This window comes from Ancylobacter rudongensis, assembly GCF_900100155.1.
In the GTDB taxonomy this organism is placed as follows: Bacteria; Pseudomonadota; Alphaproteobacteria; order Rhizobiales; family Xanthobacteraceae; genus Ancylobacter; species Ancylobacter rudongensis.
In genome coordinates this window covers 1-18,028 of the sequence record NZ_FMTP01000015.1, presented here as the reverse complement: position 1 = coordinate 18,028, position 18,028 = coordinate 1, and the positions used below count along the sequence as shown (strand labels likewise).

Sequence of the window (18,028 nt, the reverse complement as noted above, 5' to 3'; positions counted from 1 at the left end):
GATCGCAGCCGTCAGAGACGTCTTGCCATGGTCAACATGGCCAATCGTCCCGATGTTGCAGTGAGGCTTCGAACGGTTGAACTTCTCTTTGGCCACGGGGCTCTCCGTCGGTCTTATCGATGTGGATACGAAATCGCTTCAAAAACTCAGGCCTGCCGCATCATGCGTACTTGGCCTGAACCTCCTGAGCGACGTTCGACGGCACCTGCTCGTAGTGGTCGAACTGCATGGTGAAGGTAGCGCGGCCCTGCGAGAAGGACCGGAGCGTATTGACGTAGCCGAACATGTTGGCCAGCGGCACCATCGCATTCACGACGTTCGCATTGCCACGCATGTCCTGGCCCTGGATCTGGCCGCGACGGGAGTTGAGGTCGCCAATGACCGAGCCGGTATAGTCTTCCGGGGTCACGACCTCGACCTTCATGATCGGCTCCAGCAGCACCGCGCCACCCTTCTGCAGGGCTTCACGGAACGCCGCGCGGGAGGCGATTTCGAAGGCCAGGGCCGACGAGTCGACTTCGTGATAAGCGCCGTCGACGAGTTCAACCTTCACGTCCACAACCGGGAAGCCAGCCAGCACGCCCGAACCGAGCACGCTTTCCAGACCCTTGTTGACGCCGGGGATGTACTCCTTCGGCACCGCACCGCCGATGATCTTGCTCTCGAAGGCGAAGCCCTTGCCGACTTCGTTCGGCTCAACCACAAACTTGACCCGCGCGAACTGGCCGGTACCACCGGTCTGCTTCTTGTGGGTGTAGTCGATCTCGGTCTTGCGGGTGATCGTCTCACGATAGGCGACCTGGGGGGCGCCGATATTGGCATCCACCTTGTAGGTGCGCTTCAGGATGTCGACCTTGATGTCGAGGTGCAGTTCGCCCATGCCCTTGAGGATGGTCTGGCCGCTCTCGAAATCGGTCGACACGCGGAAGGAAGGATCCTCCGCCGCGAGCTTGGCCAGGGCCAGACCCAGCTTCTCCTGGTCGGCCTTGGACTTCGGCTCGATCGCGATCTCGATGACCGGCTCGGGGAACTCCATCTTCTCCAGGATCACCGGCTTGGCCGGGTCGCACAGCGTATCGCCGGTGCGCACTTCCTTGAGGCCCGCCAGGGCGACGATGTCGCCGGCATAGGCTTCCTTGATGTCTTCGCGGTTGTTCGCATGCATGAGAAGCATGCGACCGACACGCTCCTTCTTGTCGCGGGTCGAGTTCAGCAGACCCATGCCGGCCTCGAGCTTGCCCGAATAGACGCGGCAGAAGGTGATGGTGCCGACGAAGGGATCGTCCATGATCTTGAACGCGAGGACCGACAGCGGGTCGGAATCGCTCGGGTTGCGGACGGTCTCTTCCTCGGTGTCGAAATCGATGCCCTTGATGGCGCCACGATCGATCGGCGACGGCAGGAAGTCGCACACCGCGTCGAGCAGGGGCTGCACGCCCTTGTTCTTGAACGCCGAGCCGCAGAACACCGGGTTGAACACGCGGCCGATGACGGCCTTGCGGATCAGACCCTTAAGGGTGGCTTCATCAGGCTCGACGCCTTCGAGATAGGCAGACAGCACGTCGTCATCGAGCTCGACAGCCGCTTCGAGCAGCTTGCCGCGATATTCGACGGCCTGGTCGAGCAGCTCGGCCGGGATCTCTTCGTCGTGATACTTCGCGCCGAGCTCTTCATTGTCCCACACGACCGCCTTCATGCGGACGAGGTCAATGATGCCCTTGAAGTTGTTCTCGGAACCGATGGGCAGCTGGCAGCAGACCGGCTTGCCGTCCACGCGGTCGATAATCATCTCGACGCAGCGGAAGAAGTCGGCGCCGGTCTTGTCCATCTTGTTGACGAACACGATGCGCGGAACGTTGTACTTGTCGGCCTGGCGCCAGACGGTCTCGGTCTGGGGCTCGACGCCCTGGTTGCCGTCAAGAACGCACACAGCGCCATCGAGCACACGCAGCGAACGCTCGACTTCAATGGTGAAGTCGACGTGGCCGGGGGTGTCGATGATGTTCAGGCGCTTGCCATGCCAGAAAGCGGTCGTCGCGGCCGACGTAATCGTGATGCCGCGCTCCTGCTCCTGGGTCATCCAGTCCATCGTGGCAGCGCCATCATGGACTTCGCCGATCTTGTGGCTCTTGCCGGTGTAATAGAGGATCCGTTCGGTCGTGGTGGTCTTGCCGGCATCAATGTGGGCCATGATGCCAAAGTTACGGTAGTCTTCGATAGCATGAATGCGCGACATATCAGATCCTCGTCCCGGCTCTCGTCATCACCAGCGGTAGTGAGAGAAGGCGCGGTTGGCCTCCGCCATGCGGTGCGTGTCTTCGCGTTTCTTCACGGCAGTGCCGCGGTTGTTCGAGGCATCGAGCAGTTCGCCCGACAGACGCTCGACCATGGTCTTCTCGTTGCGGGCACGAGCCGCAATGATCAGCCAGCGGATCGCGAGAGCCTGACGGCGCTCGGGACGCACTTCAACCGGCACCTGATAGGTGGCGCCGCCGACACGGCGGGAACGCACCTCGATGGCCGGGCTGACATTGTCGAGCGCCTGGGTGAAAACACCCAGCGGCTCGGACTTGGCGCGGTTCTCGACCAGGTCGAGAGCGCCATAAACGATCTGCTCGGCGACCGACTTCTTGCCGTCATACATGACGGCGTTCATGAAGCGGCTCAGCACCTCGCTCCCGAACTTGGGATCCGGGGTGACTTCGCGGCGCTCTGCACGATGACGACGGGACATCGCTCAATCCTCACTTCGGCCGCTTGGCGCCGTACTTCGACCGGCGCTGCTTACGATTCTTGACGCCCTGCGTATCGAGCACGCCGCGCAGGATGTGATAGCGCACGCCGGGAAGATCCTTGACGCGGCCGCCGCGGATCATCACCACGGAGTGTTCCTGCAGGTTGTGCCCCTCGCCGGGGATGTAACCGATGACTTCATAGCCATTGGTCAAACGAACCTTGGCGACCTTACGAAGCGCCGAGTTCGGCTTCTTCGGGGTCGTCGTATAGACGCGGGTGCAAACACCACGCTTCTGCGGGCTGGCCTGTAGCGCCGGAACCTTGTTCCGGGCCTTCTGGGCTTCCCGCGGCTTGCGGATCAGCTGGTTGATCGTCGGCACGTGTCTCGCCTTCGTCTCGCTGCGCTACGGACAGGAATGCCCTCGCGCTAACCCAATTTCCGCGGCCGCAACCGCATTCTTCTTCTCGGCAATTCGGAACAATCAGCACACCGGCCTGCCTGCGAACGAAAGAAGCGCCGCCGGCCAGATCCTGGCCGAGGGCGCTGTACGTTCAGAGGATCACGCGATGACTCGAAAGCCACAAGATGCGCGATCATGCGCCGGATTTGGTCGTGCTAGCGTCCCGGCAGCGTCTTGAGGTTCTGTGTCCAGACAGGGTGTCCGAACGCGGTAACTTCAACCGCCTGCCGTGAAAGTAGGCGCCTTCTACCCGCCGACTCGCCTGACGTCAACCCTTAACCGCAAAATGGCCGCTCACAGGGCCGTGCGGGGCTTTGCGGACGCTGGATTCCCCCGAATGCGGGTCCGCGGAGACCGACTCAGCCGCGCCGAGCCCCCCTCGGTGGTCAGATTCGCGGGCCCGGGCCAAACCTCAATGGCGAGCGAGTCGCGCGCCGTCGATTCGCGAATCCCGGCCACCACTCCGCTCGCAAGGAGTGATCATCGTGGGGTGCACACTCCCCTATCGCTGGTTTGCAAGACAGCTGCAAGACGCGGCGCTCCCGGCGCGCGCCACATCGCCGCCATCCCGGTCGGGTTGGCACAGCGGCATCCGGCGCGCAGGAGGCGGGTGTGCTGCCCCGGCGACGTTCGCCTCTCAGCGGGCCTGTGTGCCGCGTTAACCATGCAGTGCGCTGCCGGCGGGCGAATGCCGATCGCTGGATTTGCTTTTTACCTCGCGCAAGCAAAAAGGGCCGCCCCAGCGGGACGGCCCTTTCCGATCTCACGAAGCTGCGACGCCCGTCACTCGGCCGCGGCGGGGCCTTCGAGACGCGGGGCATTGGAAGCCACGCCGTCCTGTTCGTTCTGCGCGGCGATGAGTTCGTCGCGCGAGGTCGCGGTGACGCGGAGCTTGGACATCTGCGCGCCGGTGCCGGCCGGAATAAGGCGGCCGACGATGACGTTCTCCTTGAGGCCGGCGAGATCGTCGGACTTGCCGTTGACCGCCGCCTCGGTGAGCACCCGGGTCGTCTCCTGGAAGGAGGCGGCCGAGATGAAGGAGCGCGTCTGCAGGCTCGCCTTGGTGATGCCGAGCAGCACGGGATGACCGGACGCGGGCTTCTTGCCCTCGGCGATCAGGACCTCGTTGATCTCGTTCAGCTCCGAGGCGTCGATCTGCTCGTTGGTGAGCAGGTCACTCTCGCCGGCGTCGTCGATCTCGACCTTCTGCAGCATCTGGCGAACGATCACCTCGATGTGCTTGTCGTTGATGAGCACGCCCTGCAGCCGGTAGACCTCCTGAATCTCGTTAACGAGATAGGCGGCGAGTTCCTCGACGCCCTTGATCGCCAGGATGTCGTGCGGCGCCGGGTTGCCGTCGACGATGAAGTCGCCCTTCTCGACGAGGTCGCCATCCTGCAGATGGATGTGCTTGCCCTTCGGGATCAGGTACTCGGCCGTGTCGTCGGTCGAATCCTGCGGCTCGATGCTCACGCGGCGCTTGTTCTTGTAGTCCTTGCCGAAGCGGATCGTGCCTGAGATTTCGGCGATGATCGCCGCATCCTTCGGACGACGCGCCTCGAACAGTTCCGCCACGCGCGGCAGACCGCCCGTGATGTCACGGGTCTTCGCGGACTCCATCGGCACGCGGGCGAGCACGTCGCCGGCCTTGATGGTGGAGCCGGGATCGGCCGACAGAATCGCTTCCACCGGCAGCGTGTAGCGGGCATCGCCGCCGCGCTGCAGCTTCAGCACCTTACCGTCCGCGCCCTTGACGACCAGCGACGGACGCAGTTCCGAGCCACGGCCGGTGCGCCAGTCGGTGACGACGCGCTTGGCGATGCCGGTCGACTCGTCAACCGTCTCGCTGAGCGAGGCGCCTTCCACCAGGTCCTCATAGCCCACGATACCCTCGACCTCGGTGAGGATCGGGCGCGTATAGGGGTCCCACTCGGCGATGCGCTGGCCACGCTTGATGGCGTCGCCGTCGTCCACCTTCAGCTTGGCACCGAACTGGATGCGGTGCGCCGCCTTCTCCGAGCCGTCGTGATCGATGATCAGGACGGAAAGGTTGCGGCTCATCGCGATCAGCTCGCCTTCCGAGTTCCGCACCACGTTGCGGTTGCGGATCTTCACCGTGCCCTCGAACGAGGCCTCGATGAAGGACTGTTCGGAGAGCTGCGCCGCGCCGCCGATGTGGAAGGTGCGCATGGTGAGCTGGGTACCCGGCTCGCCGATCGACTGCGCCGCGATGACGCCGACAGCCTCGCCCATGTTGACAGGCGTGCCGCGGGCCAGATCGCGTCCGTAGCAGGTGCCGCAAACGCCGTTCTTGGCCTCGCAGGTCAGCACGGAGCGGATCTTGATCTCCTGCACGCCGGCCTTGGCGATGCGCTCGACATCCGCCTCGTCCATCATGTGGCCCGCCGGCACGATCACATTGCCGGTCGCGCCCTCAATCACGTCCTCGGCCGCCGTACGGCCAAGCACGCGCGAGCCGAGCGTGGCAACGATGTTGCCCGCGTCGATTATGGCGCGCATCGCGATACCATTGGTGGTGCCGCAGTCGCGCAGGGTGATGATGCTGTCCTGGGCCACGTCGACGAGACGACGGGTCAGGTAGCCCGAGTTGGCGGTCTTCAGCGCGGTATCGGCCAGACCCTTACGGGCACCGTGGGTCGAGTTGAAGTACTCGAGCACGGAGAGGCCTTCCTTGAAGTTCGAGATGATCGGCGTCTCGATGATCTCGCCCGACGGCTTGGCCATCAGGCCGCGCATGGCGGCGAGCTGACGCATCTGCTCGCGCGAACCACGCGCGCCGGAATGCGCCATCATGTAGATCGAGTTGATCTGCTTCTCGCGACCCGTCACCGGGTCCTTCTTCACGGCCGAAATCTCGGCCATCATCTCGTCGGCGAGGCGCGCGGAGCACTTGCCCCACGCATCGACGACCTTGTTGTACTTTTCGCCCTGGGTGATCAGGCCGTCATTGTACTGCTGCTCGTACTCCTTGGTGAGCGAACGGGTCTCTTCGACCATGTCCCACTTCTTGGAGGGCACCACCATGTCGTCCTTGCCGAACGAAATGCCGGCGCGGAAGGCGTTGGAGAAGCCGAGCGTCATGATGCGATCGCAGAAGATGACCGTCTCCTTCTGACCGCAGTGGCGGTAGACGGTGTCGATCATGTTCGAGATCTCCTTCTTGGTCATCAGCTTATTGACGACGTCAAAGGGAGTCTTGGCGTTCTTCGGCAGCAGTTCGCCGAGCTTCATGCGGCCAGGCGTGGTCTCGTAGATCTTCGAGAGGGGCTTGCCCTCCTCGTCGACGCCGATATAGCGCCCGCGTACCTTGGTGTGCAGCGTGATGGCCTTGACCGCCAGCGCGTGGTCGATCTCGCCCATGTTGGAGAACGCCATGCCCTGACCCGGCTCGTTCTCCTTCATCATGGTGAGATAATAGAGACCGAGCACGATATCCTGCGACGGCACGATGATCGGCGCGCCGTTGGCCGGGTGCAGGATGTTGTTGGTCGACATCATCAGCACGCGCGCTTCAAGCTGCGCCTCGATGGACAGCGGCACGTGCACCGCCATCTGGTCGCCGTCGAAGTCGGCGTTGAAGGCCGAGCAGACCAGCGGGTGAAGCTGGATCGCCTTGCCTTCGATCAGAACCGGCTCGAACGCCTGGATGCCCAGGCGATGCAGCGTCGGGGCGCGGTTCAGCATCACCGGATGCTCGCGGATGACCTCGTCGAGGATGTCCCACACCTCGGGACGCTCCTTCTCGACGAGCTTCTTAGCCTGCTTCACAGTCGCGGAAAGGCCCTTCGCGTCGAGACGCGAATAGATGAAGGGCTTGAACAGCTCCAGCGCCATCTTCTTCGGCAGGCCGCACTGGTGCAGCTTCAGCTCGGGGCCGACGACGATCACCGAACGGCCGGAATAGTCGACGCGCTTGCCGAGCAGGTTCTGGCGGAACCGGCCCTGCTTGCCCTTCAGCATGTCGGCGAGCGACTTCAGCGGGCGCTTGTTGGCGCCCGTGATGACGCGGCCGCGACGGCCGTTGTCGAACAGCGCATCGACCGCTTCCTGAAGCATGCGCTTCTCGTTGCGGATGATGATGTCCGGCGCCTTCAGCTCGATCAGCCGCTTGAGGCGGTTGTTGCGGTTGATGACGCGGCGGTAGAGGTCGTTGAGGTCGGACGTGGCGAAGCGGCCGCCGTCCAGCGGGACGAGCGGGCGCAGGTCCGGCGGGATGACCGGGACATGCGTCAGAATCATCCATTCCGGCTTGTTGCCGGATTCCTGGAAGGCTTCGACGATCTTCAGGCGCTTGGCGAGCTTCTTCGGCTTCAGCTCGGTGGTCGCCTCGGCGATCTCCTTGCGCAGGTTGCCGGCGATCTTCTCGAGGTCCATCCCGCGCAGAATCTCGCGGATCGCCTCGGCGCCGATCAGCGCCGTGAACGAGTCATCGCCATATTCTTCCTGGGCGCGCAGATAGTCCTCTTCCGAGAGGAGCTGACGCTCCTTCAGCGGGGTGAGGCCCGGCTCGATGACGCAGTAGTACTCGAAGTACAGGATGCGCTCGAGGTCCTTGAGCGTCATGTCGAGCAGCAGGCCGATGCGGCTCGGCAGCGACTTCAGGAACCAAATGTGCGCGACTGGGGCGGCGAGCTCGATGTGGCCCATGCGCTCGCGGCGCACGCGCGACAGCGTGACTTCCACGCCGCACTTCTCGCAGATAATGCCCTTGTACTTCATGCGCTTGTACTTGCCGCACAGGCACTCATAGTCCTTGATCGGACCAAAGATGCGCGCGCAGAACAAGCCGTCACGCTCGGGCTTGAACGTGCGGTAGTTGATCGTCTCCGGCTTCTTGATCTCACCGAAGGACCACGACAGGATCTTCTCCGGACTCGCGATCGAGATCTTGATCTGATCGAAAGTCGGCGCCGGCGCCGCCGGGTTGAAGAGATTCATCACCTCTTGATTCATCGCCGTCTCCTTCGGCTGGACCCCGCCTCCGCCGCCGCGGCTGGTTGGGGTCACGGAAAAGTCTGGTCTGTCGAGCGATCGAAGGGGCGGACACGCCTGCGCGTCCGCCCCTATGTCTCAGTCGGTCATTCGGCCGCTGGCAGGCTCTCGCCGGGCGTGGCCACGGGCGAGAGGGTCTTGGAGTTCATCAGCTCGACGTTAAGGCCGAGCGAACGCATCTCCTTCACGAGAACGTTGAAGCTCTCGGGGATACCCGCCTCGAAGGTGTCGTCGCCGCGCACGATCGCCTCATAGACCTTGGTACGGCCCGCGACGTCGTCCGACTTGACGGTCAGCATCTCTTGCAGCGTGTAGGCGGCGCCATAGGCTTCGAGCGCCCACACCTCCATCTCGCCGAAGCGCTGACCGCCGAACTGCGCCTTGCCGCCCAGCGGCTGCTGGGTAACGAGCGAGTACGGGCCGATCGAGCGTGCATGGATCTTGTCGTCGACAAGGTGATGCAGCTTCAGCATGTAGATGTAGCCGACCGTCACCTTACGGTCGAACTGCTCGCCGGTACGACCGTCGAACAGGGTGGACTGCGCCGACTTGTCGAGCCCCGCCAGCTCCAGCATGTGCTCGATGTCGGCCTCGCGGGCCCCGTCGAACACGGGGGTGGCGATCGGGACGCCGCGGCGCAGGTTCGATCCCAGCTCGACCAGACCGTCCTCGTCGAGCGAATCGATGGTCTCGTCCTTGCCGTAGATCTTGCCGAACGCGTCCTTCAGCGGGCCGATATCGTGCGTCTGCCGGTAGCCCTCGATGGCGCGGTCAATCACCCGGCCGAGGCCGGCGCACGCCCAACCCAGATGGGTCTCGAGAATCTGCCCGACATTCATGCGCGACGGCACGCCGAGCGGGTTGAGCACCATGTCGACCGGGGTGCCGTCCTCAAGGAACGGCATGTCCTCGACCGGGACGATGCGCGAGACCACGCCCTTGTTGCCGTGCCGGCCGGCCATCTTGTCGCCCGGCTGGATCTTGCGCTTCACGGCGATGAAGACCTTGACCATCTTCATCACGCCGGGCGGCATTTCGTCGCCACGCTGCAGCTTCTCGACCTTGTCGAGGAAGCGCTGCTCAAGGCGCTTCTTCGACTCGTCGTACTGGTTGCGGATCGCCTCCAGCTCGCTCATCACATGGTCGTCGGCGATGGCGAACTGCCACCACTGGCTGCGCGGGTACTCGGTCAGCACCGAACGGGTGAGCGGCGTGTCCTTCTTGAAGCCCTTCGGGCCAGCCACGCCGACCTTGCCGTCCAGCATCTCGGCCAGACGGCCGAAGACGTTGCGGTCGAGGATCGCCTGCTCGTCGTCGCGGTCCTTGGCGAGACGCTCGATTTCCTCGCGCTCGATCGCCTGAGCGCGCTCGTCCTTGTCCACGCCATGGCGGTTGAACACGCGCACTTCGACGATCGTGCCGGTGACACCGGGGGGAACGCGCAGCGAGGTATCGCGCACATCAGCTGCCTTCTCGCCGAAGATGGCGCGAAGCAGCTTCTCTTCCGGGGTCATCGGGCTTTCGCCCTTCGGCGTGATCTTGCCGCAGAGGATGTCGCCCGCCTGAACTTCGGCGCCGATATAGACGATGCCGGCTTCGTCGAGGTTCTTCAGCGCCTCTTCCGAAACGTTCGGAATGTCGCGCGTGATTTCCTCCGGACCCAGCTTGGTGTCACGGGCCATCACTTCGAACTCCTCGATGTGGATCGAGGAGAAGATGTCACCCTTGGAGATGTTCTCCGAAAGCAGGATGGAATCTTCGAAGTTGTAGCCATTCCACGGCATGAAGGCGACGAGGATGTTCCGGCCGAGCGCCAGATCGCCAAGATCGGTCGAGGGACCGTCGGCAATGATGTCGCCCTTGCGCACCCGGTCGCCCACGCGCACCAGCGGCCGCTGGTTGATGCAGGTCGACTGGTTGGAGCGCTGGAACTTCTGCAGCCGGTAAATGTCGACGCCCGACTTCGACGGATCATTCTCTTCCGTCGCGCGGATGACGATACGGGTCGCGTCCACCTGGTCGACCACGCCGGTACGGCGCGCACCGATGGCCGCACCGGAGTCGCGAGCCACCACCGATTCCATGCCCGTGCCCACGAAGGGAGCATCGGCACGCACCAGCGGCACCGCCTGGCGCTGCATGTTCGAACCCATCAGCGCGCGGTTGGCGTCGTCGTTCTCAAGGAACGGGATCAGCGCCGCGGCGACCGAGACGAGCTGCTTGGGCGACACGTCCATGAAGTCGACACGGTCGGGCGTGACGAGGAGCACATCGCCGGCATGACGGCAGACGATCAGGTCCTCGGTGAAGCGGCCTTCGGCATCGAGCGGAATGTTGGCCTGCGCGACGTAGTACTTCCCCTCCTCCATGGCGGAGAGATAGACCACCTCGTCCTGCACCTGGCTGTCCTTCACGCGGCGATAGGGCGCCTCGATGAAGCCGTACTTGTTCACGCGGGCAAAGGTCGCCAGAGAGTTGATCAGGCCGATGTTCGGGCCTTCCGGCGTCTCGATCGGGCAGATGCGGCCATAATGCGTCGGGTGCACGTCGCGCACCTCGAAGCCGGCGCGCTCGCGCGTCAGACCGCCCGGGCCAAGCGCCGAGAGACGGCGCTTGTGGGTGATCTCCGACAGCGGGTTGGTCTGGTCCATGAACTGCGAGAGCTGGGACGAGCCGAAGAACTCGCGCACCGCCGCCGCCACCGGCTTGGCGTTGATCAGGTCCTGCGGCATCACGGTATCGATGTCGACGGACGACATGCGCTCCTTGATGGCGCGCTCCATGCGCAGCAGGCCGACGCGGTACTGGTTCTCCATCAGCTCGCCGACCGAGCGGACGCGGCGGTTGCCGAGATGATCGATGTCGTCGATCTCGCCCTTGCCGTCGCGCAGCTGGACCAGCGTCTGGATGACCGCGAGAATGTCCTCGCGGCGCAGCACGCGCACCGTGTCCTCGGCGTCGAGATCGAGGCGCATGTTCATCTTCACGCGGCCAACCGCGGAGAGGTCGTAGCGCTCGCTATCGAAGAACAGCGAATGGAACATCGCCTGCGCGGAATCGAGCGTCGGCGGCTCGCCGGGACGCATCACGCGGTAGATGTCGAACAGCGCGTCCTCGCGGGTCACGTTCTTGTCGACGCTGAGCGTGTTGCGGATATAGGCGCCCACATTGACGTGGTCGATGTCGAGGATCGGCACCTCGTCATAGCCAAGCTCGACAAGCTGCTTCAGCATCTTGTCGGTGACTTCCTCACCGGCTTCGACGTAGATTTCGCCCGTGGTCGGATTGACCATGTCCTCGGCCACATACTGGCCGAGCATCTCCTCGTCGGAGATCTTGAGCGCCTTGAGGCCCTTCTCGGCGAGTTGGCGGGCCTGGCGGACCGTCACCTTCTTGCCGGCCTCGATCACGACTTCGCCCGTGTCGGCGTCGACGAGATCGGAAACCGCCTTGTAGCCCTTCATCCGCTTGGGATCGAACGGCATGCGCCAGCCATCCTTCGTGCGGGCGAAGGTGATGGTCTCGTAGAAGGTGTTGAGGATCTCCTCGCCGGCGAGGCCGAGGGCGAAGAGAAGGCTCGTCACCGGAATCTTGCGGCGGCGGTCGATACGCGCATAGACGATGTCCTTGGCGTCGAACTCGATGTCGAGCCAGGAACCGCGATACGGGATGATGCGAGCGGCAAAAAGCAGCTTGCCCGACGAGTGCGTCTTGCCCTTGTCGTGGTCGAAGAACACGCCCGGTGAGCGGTGCATCTGCGAGACGATGACGCGCTCCGTGCCGTTGACGATGAACGTGCCGTTCATCGTCATCAGCGGGATGTCGCCCATATAGACGTCCTGCTCCTTGATGTCCTTGACGGACTTGGAGCCGGTATCGGGATCGACATCGAACACGATGAGGCGCAGCGTCACCTTGAGCGGCGCGGCAAAGGTCATGCCCCGCTGGCGGCACTCGTCAACGTCGTACTTCGGCGGTTCGAACTCGTAACGGACGAATTCGAGCATCGCAGCGCCCGAAAAGTCCGAAATCGGGAATACCGACTTGAAAACCGCCTGAATGCCGTCGTCTGCGCGGCCGCCCTTCGGCTCAACGATCTGCAGGAACTGGTCGTAGGATGCCTTCTGAACCTCGATGAGGTTCGGCATCTCCGCCACTTCCTGGATCTTGCCGAAAAACTTGCGGACCCGCTTACGACCGGTGAACGTCTGCGCCATGTCGCTCCTCGCTCCGTCCGAGTATCCGTCAGCGCCATCCACGATCCCGGCGGGAGGGCCGGGTGGCCATCCGTGGAGGCTTATGATCACAAAACAATCCGACGAGGATGAGGCATCACAGCGCCCTGCCCTCCGACCGTTCCGTAACCGACGGCTCGCCAGACGATCCGCCCCTGGATCGTCTGGGAAGCCGTCGGGCTTCCCTCAAAACACGCCCCCGGCACTGCCGAAGGCAGAGGCCGCCGGCGAACCGGCGGCCTCGAATGATCAGATGATCACTTGAGCTCGACCTTGGCGCCGGCCTTCTCGACCTGGGCCTTGATCTTCTCGGCCTCGTCCTTGGTCACGCCTTCCTTGATGGCCTTGGGCGCGGCTTCGACGAGATCCTTGGCTTCCTTGAGGCCCAGGCCGGTGATGGCGCGGACTTCCTTGATGACCTCGATCTTCTTGTCGCCGGCCGAGGCCAGCATGACAGTGAACTCGGTCTGCTCTTCAACCGGGGCGGCAGCGGCGCCGGCGGGAGCGGCAGCAACCGCCACGGCGGCAGCGGCGGAAACGCCCCACTTCTCTTCGAGGAGCTTCGCGAGCTCGGCAGCCTCGAGAACGGTCAGGGCGGACAGCTCGTCAACGAGCTTCGACAGATCAGCCATTTTACTTAAGTCCTTGGATTTCGGTTCGAACCAGTATTACCGGGAAGCCTCACGCGGCTTCGTTCTCTTTGGCATAGGCCGCAAACACGCGGGCGAGCTTCGCCGCCGGCGCGGTGCTGAGCTGGGCGATCTTGGTCGCCGGGGCCTGGATAAGGCCAACCAGCTTCGCGCGCAGTTCATCAAGGGACGGCATGGTGGCCAGAGCCTTCACACCATCCACATTCAGGGCCGTGGTGCCGAACGCTCCGCCGAGGATGACGAACTTGTCGTTCGTCTTGGCGAAGTCGACGGCAACCTTCGGGGCCGCAACAGGATCGCTCGAATAAGCGATGATGGTCGGACCCTTCAGCAGGGCCGCGACATGTGCGACGTCCGAACCTTCGAGAGCGATCTTGGCGAGGCGGTTCTTCGCCACCTTCACGGTCGCACCATTCGCCTTCATCTGGCGGCGCAGGGCCGACATCTGGGCGACGGTGAGGCCGGAATAGTGGGCCACTACGACGACCGAGGTGCTCTGAAACACATCGGTCAGCGTCGTGACGAGCTCTTCTTTTTGTGCTCGATCCACTTCACTTGCTCTCCGGTGGCGAGGAAGATGACCTTCCCCGCCGGGTTTGCGCCTTGCCGCCCCTCCTTGCGGAGCGGCGACGGTTGGTATCCTGTCCCCTGGGACCGAAAAACCGGCCAAGGCGCTGGTTCGAGCCGAAATCCAGGACCCGGTTGCCCGGAACCCTTCCTGCGGTCGTACCCCGTCTATGCTGGCCCCGATCGGGATTAAGCCACCTCAGGCGAGGGGCACCGGCAGTCTCGGACAGGACGTAAAGCCGGCAAGGCGAACCCTGCCGGCCTCTCCGCCCGTTTTTACACGGGCGAAAGCTGAAATTTCATCGGCACGCGGCCAACATCGTCGGCAACGAAACCGCCCATATAGTGAGTCGCTTGGGATTTGTCACCCCTGATAGCACCAAGGGCTTGACAAATCCACACCGTCGCAATCACGGGACCGCGACCGGCCCCGTGACGACAAAGCGACAATACGATCAGCCGGCAACCAGAACGCTCGCCGGCTCGACCTTCAGGCCGGGGCCCATGGTCGAGGAGACGGCGACGCGCTGGACATAGGTGCCCTTGGCGCCGGTCGGCTTCGCCTTCACCACCGCGTCGACGAAGGCGCGGATGTTCTCGGCCAGCTTGTCAACCGGGAACGAAGCCTTGCCGATGCCGCCATGGATGATGCCGGCCTTCTCGACGCGGAACTCGACCGCGCCGCCCTTGGCAGCCTCGACCGCGCCCTTCACGTCCATGGTGACGGTGCCGACCTTCGGGTTCGGCATCAGGCCGCGCGGGCCGAGCACCTTGCCGAGACGGCCGACGAGCGGCATCAGGTCCGGGGTGGCGATGCAGCGATCGAACTCGATCGTGCCGCCCTGGATGGTCTCCAGCAGATCCTCGGCGCCGACGATGTCGGCACCGGCCGCCTTGGCTTCGTCCGCCTTGGCGCCGCGCGCGAACACGGCGACGCGCACGGTACGACCCGAGCCGTTCGGCAGGTTGCACACGCCGCGCACCATCTGGTCGGCATGACGGGGATCGACGCCGAGATTGAGCGCCACTTCGATGGTCTCGTCGAACTTGGCGTTGGCCCGGTCCTTGAGAAGCGTCAGCGCCTCATCGAGGCCGTACAGCTTCACCGGATCGATGCCCTCGCGGACGGAGCGAACACGCTTGGAAATCTTGGCCATCAGCTCAACCCACCACTTCGAGGCCCATGGAACGGGCGGAGCCCTCGATCATGCGCACCGCCGCTTCGACGGTCTCGCAGTTGAGGTCCTTCATCTTCTTGCCGGCGATCTCGCGCATCTGTTCCTGCGAGATCTTGCCGACGAAGCCGCCCTTGCCCGGCGTCTTGTGGCCGGAGCCGGGCTTCTTCTTGGTCTCAAGGCCGGCGGCCTTCTTCAAGAAGTAGGAGACCGGCGGGGTCTTCAGTTCGAAGGTGAACGAGCGGTCCTGATAGGCCGTGATCACCACCGGGATCGGCATGCCCTTTTCGAGCTGGCCGGTCTGGGCGTTGAACGCCTTGCAGAATTCCATGATGTTGAGGCCGCGCTGACCGAGCGCCGGGCCGATCGGCGGCGCGGGGTTGGCCGAGCCGGCCGGCACCTGCAACTTGATGTAGCCGGTGATCTTCTTCGCCATGACGAACTCCTCGGCGGCGCGACTGCCAGTCGCAAACGCCAAAGCACGCCGTCGCGACGGCTTCATCGCGGGCGGCGTAAATGGAGGGTCGCGGTAACGGCACGTTTAAAACGCTGGCTGGCGAACCGGCCGTGCCTCCCGCGTATGAACGCTTCCTGGATTCGTTCACCCAAGATGCAGCGCATGCCATACAGGAAGGCGCCGGCAAACGCAACGCCGTCCCTGCACGCGCCGCGACCTCACGCTGCCGAGGACAAGGCGCGCCGGCTGCGATGGGCTTCGCGCGCCAGAATGGCATCGGCGTCGAGGCTGCGGATCGGCGTGCGCAGGTCCCGCGGCACGTCGCCCTCCAGTTGGAGGGCGAGATAGCGGCCGCAGCACACCCGCAGGAAAGAGGCGAAGTTCTCCACCCCGCCATGGGCGAAGGTCAATTCCTCATGCAGCTTGGCGAGGAGCTGCGGCAGGCTCATGCCGTCACGCTGGGCAATCTCCTCCAGTACCTGCCAATAGAGATTCTCCAGCCGCACGCTGGTGGAAAAGCCGCTTAGGCGCAACGATTTCAGCCGCGTCTGCCACAGGGCCGGATCGGCCTCGATGAAAAGCTTGCACATGGTGCGCCTCCCTCGGCGGCGGAGCGTGCCGCCCCGCCGCGCGCATCATAGTCCCGTTCCGCCCGGTCGCGAAGCCGCTCACGCCGCCTTGCGCGTGCCCGTGTTCACCTCGCCATGCGCGATGGTAGTGCCAAGCACAGTGAGAAATTGGCCGATCCAGGCCGGGTGCGCCGGCCAGGCCGGGGCGCTCACGAGGTTGCCGTCGGTCACGGCCGCATCAATGGCGATGTCGGCATAGGTGCCGCCGGCGAGTTCCACTTCGGCGCGGCAGGCGGGATAAGCCGAGCAGGTGCGTCCTTCCAAAACCCGTGCGCCGGCCAGCAGCTGAGCCCCGTGGCAGATGGCGGCAACCGGCTTGTCGGCCTCGAAGAAGTGGCGGACGATCTCGATGGTACGGGCATTGAGACGCAGATATTCCGGCGCGCGGCCGCCGGGAATCACCAGCGCGTCGTAACGGGCCGGGTCGATCTCGGCGAAGGTGGCGTTCAGCGCGAAATTGTGCCCGCGCTTTTCCGAATAGGTCTGCTGCCCCTCGAAATCGTGGACCGCCGTCGCCACGCTGTCGCCCGCCTTCTTGTCCGGGCAGACGGCATGCACGGTGTGCCCGACCGCCAGCAGCGCCTGGAAGGGCACCATGGTCTCATAGTCCTCGACGAAGTCGCCGACGATCATCAGGATGCGCTTGCCTGCCATTGTCTCCTCCCCTGTTGCGCCGCCGTCCGCTGGGTGCGGCGGCTGACTTGCGGGGAGGATAGGACGGCGGCCCGACCCAAGGGTGTTAACCCGTTAACGCGGCGGCCAACGAAAAAGGGCGCCGCCGAAGCCGCGCCCTTGAAAGCAAGCGAACCGCTGGTGCGTCAGACCTTCTCGACCTGACCGAATTCCAGCTCCACCGGGGTGGCGCGACCGAAGATCGACACCGCCACCTTGAGGCGCGAGCGGCCCTCGTCGACTTCCTCGACAATGCCGTTGAAGGAGGCGAAGGGACCGTCCGATACCTTGACCGTCTCGCCGACCTCGAAGGTGATCGAGGGCTTGGGCCGCTCTATGCCTTCCTGCACCTGCTGAAGGATGCGCATGGCCTCCTTCTCGGCGATCGGCATCGGCTTGTTGTCGGCGCCGAGGAAGCCGGTGACTTTCGGCGTGTTCTTGATGAGGTGGAAGGCCTCGTCGGTGAGGTCCATCTTCACCAGCACATAGCCCGGGAAAAACTTGCGCTCGGCGTCGACCTTGCGGCCACGACGCACCTCGACGACCTTCTCGGTCGGCACCAGCACCTGCTCGAAGAGATCGGTGAGGCCGCGCTGCGCAGCCTGTTCCTTGATGGAATCCGCGACCTTCTTCTCGAAATTGGAATAGGCGTGGACGATGTACCAGCGCATCGGCATCGCGTTTCTCCTCAACGGCCGATTTGCAGGATCTGAGCGACAACGAAGCTCAGAATCTGGTCGGCGACCAGGAAGAACAGCGAGGCCAGCACCACCATGACGAACACCATCGCGGTAGTGATGAGCGTCTCGCGACGGGTCGGCCAGGTGACCTTGCGGGCTTCCGCGCGGACCTGCTGAAAGAACTCGACCGGGTTCGTCTTCGCCATGCTCGTCTCGAAACGCCTCTGATGCGGCCCGCGCCGGTATCGGCTGATCGCGGCGCGCCGCCTGCGGGTCCCGCCACGCACCACCTTTCGGCGATGCTCCGGCACGACCCTCTAAAAATGCACGAAGCGGGCGTATAGCCCGCAAAGCCGCCTCGCGTCAAAGAACCTTTGCCGCCGTGCCCGCCACCCCTTGGGAAGAGTGGCAGGAGTGGAGGGGCTCGAACCCCCAACCCCCGGTTTTGGAGACCGGTGCTCTACCAGTTGAGCTACACTCCTAGAAGAGGCGGACGGGGCAATGCCCCGGTGGTCCGCCTCTCGAATCGCGAGGCACTATAACCGGCGGCGCGTCCACGTCGAGGGGCGCGCTGCCCGGTTTCAACAGTTCGGCGTCGAAGCAGAAAAAACTTCGGCACCGGAAAGGGATGCGGCCAGCGCATCCCTGCCTTGGTTCATCACTCGATGATGGAGGCGACGACGCCGGCGCCGACGGTACGGCCGCCTTCGCGGATAGCGAAGCGCAGCTTTTCTTCCATCGCGATCGGCACGA

At 64.0% G+C, this 18,028-nt stretch carries 15 protein-coding genes and 1 tRNA gene; all 16 read right to left on the bottom strand.

The features are described 5' to 3' along the window. The coding region (locus BLO63_RS21025; protein WP_244518008.1) for a GTP-binding protein at positions 1-96 on the bottom strand (96 nt) is incomplete at its 3' end. A 64-nt stretch (positions 97-160) separates the two neighbouring features. After that, complete coding sequence (gene fusA / locus BLO63_RS20685; RefSeq protein ID WP_091444727.1) at positions 161-2,236, bottom strand: elongation factor G; 2,076 nt, start codon at positions 2,234-2,236, stop codon at positions 161-163. 27 nt (positions 2,237-2,263) lie between these two features. Continuing rightward, positions 2,264-2,734 (bottom strand): 30S ribosomal protein S7, encoded by a 471-nt coding sequence (gene rpsG, locus BLO63_RS20680; RefSeq protein WP_018390598.1) that lies wholly within the window; start codon positions 2,732-2,734, stop codon positions 2,264-2,266. A gap of 10 nt (positions 2,735-2,744) precedes the next feature. Then, a complete protein-coding gene (gene rpsL, locus BLO63_RS20675; RefSeq protein ID WP_018390597.1) occupies positions 2,745-3,116 on the bottom strand; it encodes a 30S ribosomal protein S12 in 372 nt (123 codons plus the stop codon). 864 nt (positions 3,117-3,980) lie between these two features. Beyond that, a complete protein-coding gene (gene rpoC / locus BLO63_RS20670) occupies positions 3,981-8,171 on the bottom strand; it encodes a DNA-directed RNA polymerase subunit beta' (protein WP_091444724.1) in 4,191 nt (1,396 codons plus the stop codon). A gap of 125 nt (positions 8,172-8,296) precedes the next feature. Continuing rightward, the gene (gene rpoB / locus BLO63_RS20665) at positions 8,297-12,427 is read right to left on the bottom strand and encodes a DNA-directed RNA polymerase subunit beta (protein WP_091444721.1); all 4,131 of its coding nucleotides are present in this window, start codon (positions 12,425-12,427) and stop codon (positions 8,297-8,299) included. 275 nt (positions 12,428-12,702) lie between these two features. Further along, the gene (gene rplL / locus BLO63_RS20660) at positions 12,703-13,077 is read right to left on the bottom strand and encodes a 50S ribosomal protein L7/L12 (protein WP_091444718.1); all 375 of its coding nucleotides are present in this window, start codon (positions 13,075-13,077) and stop codon (positions 12,703-12,705) included. Between the two features lie 49 nt (positions 13,078-13,126). Then, positions 13,127-13,645 (bottom strand): 50S ribosomal protein L10, encoded by a 519-nt coding sequence (gene rplJ / locus BLO63_RS20655; protein WP_091444717.1) that lies wholly within the window; start codon positions 13,643-13,645, stop codon positions 13,127-13,129. Positions 13,646-14,117: 472 nt separating this feature from the next. After that, a complete protein-coding gene (gene rplA, locus BLO63_RS20650; RefSeq protein WP_018390592.1) occupies positions 14,118-14,819 on the bottom strand; it encodes a 50S ribosomal protein L1 in 702 nt (233 codons plus the stop codon). 4 nt (positions 14,820-14,823) lie between these two features. Then, a complete protein-coding gene (rplK, locus tag BLO63_RS20645; RefSeq protein WP_018390591.1) occupies positions 14,824-15,273 on the bottom strand; it encodes a 50S ribosomal protein L11 in 450 nt (149 codons plus the stop codon). Positions 15,274-15,512: 239 nt separating this feature from the next. Further along, positions 15,513-15,884 carry a ribbon-helix-helix domain-containing protein gene (locus BLO63_RS20640; protein ID WP_091444715.1) on the bottom strand — a complete coding sequence of 124 codons (372 nt, stop codon included), beginning with the start codon at positions 15,882-15,884 and terminating at the stop codon, positions 15,513-15,515. A 78-nt stretch (positions 15,885-15,962) separates the two neighbouring features. Further along, positions 15,963-16,577: a DJ-1/PfpI family protein gene (locus tag BLO63_RS20635; RefSeq protein WP_091444712.1), complete on the bottom strand. Its 615-nt coding sequence runs from the start codon at positions 16,575-16,577 to the stop codon at positions 15,963-15,965. A gap of 164 nt (positions 16,578-16,741) precedes the next feature. Further along, complete coding sequence (nusG, locus tag BLO63_RS20630) at positions 16,742-17,272, bottom strand: transcription termination/antitermination protein NusG (protein WP_018390588.1); 531 nt, start codon at positions 17,270-17,272, stop codon at positions 16,742-16,744. Between the two features lie 11 nt (positions 17,273-17,283). Continuing rightward, positions 17,284-17,481: a preprotein translocase subunit SecE gene (secE, locus tag BLO63_RS20625; RefSeq protein WP_018390587.1), complete on the bottom strand. Its 198-nt coding sequence runs from the start codon at positions 17,479-17,481 to the stop codon at positions 17,284-17,286. A gap of 200 nt (positions 17,482-17,681) precedes the next feature. Beyond that, positions 17,682-17,757, bottom strand: a tRNA-Trp gene (locus BLO63_RS20620). Positions 17,758-17,933: 176 nt separating this feature from the next. Next, positions 17,934-18,028 (bottom strand): EF-Tu C-terminal domain-related protein (locus BLO63_RS20615; protein ID WP_131837545.1); only part of this gene is annotated, 95 nt, incomplete at its 5' end.

Coding starts and splice junctions, on each gene's coding strand:
- secE (WP_018390587.1), bottom strand. CDS start 17,481: ATGGCGAAGACGAACCCGGTCGAGTTCTTTCAGCAGGTCCGCGCGGAA.
- rpoC (WP_091444724.1), bottom strand. CDS start 8,171: ATGAATCAAGAGGTGATGAATCTCTTCAACCCGGCGGCGCCGGCGCCG.
- BLO63_RS20635 (WP_091444712.1), bottom strand. CDS start 16,577: ATGGCAGGCAAGCGCATCCTGATGATCGTCGGCGACTTCGTCGAGGAC.
- nusG (WP_018390588.1), bottom strand. CDS start 17,272: ATGCCGATGCGCTGGTACATCGTCCACGCCTATTCCAATTTCGAGAAG.
- rpsG (WP_018390598.1), bottom strand. CDS start 2,734: ATGTCCCGTCGTCATCGTGCAGAGCGCCGCGAAGTCACCCCGGATCCC.
- rplL (WP_091444718.1), bottom strand. CDS start 13,077: ATGGCTGATCTGTCGAAGCTCGTTGACGAGCTGTCCGCCCTGACCGTT.
- rplA (WP_018390592.1), bottom strand. CDS start 14,819: ATGGCCAAGATTTCCAAGCGTGTTCGCTCCGTCCGCGAGGGCATCGAT.
- fusA (WP_091444727.1), bottom strand. CDS start 2,236: ATGTCGCGCATTCATGCTATCGAAGACTACCGTAACTTTGGCATCATG.
- rplK (WP_018390591.1), bottom strand. CDS start 15,273: ATGGCGAAGAAGATCACCGGCTACATCAAGTTGCAGGTGCCGGCCGGC.
- rpoB (WP_091444721.1), bottom strand. CDS start 12,427: ATGGCGCAGACGTTCACCGGTCGTAAGCGGGTCCGCAAGTTTTTCGGC.
- BLO63_RS20640 (WP_091444715.1), bottom strand. CDS start 15,884: ATGTGCAAGCTTTTCATCGAGGCCGATCCGGCCCTGTGGCAGACGCGG.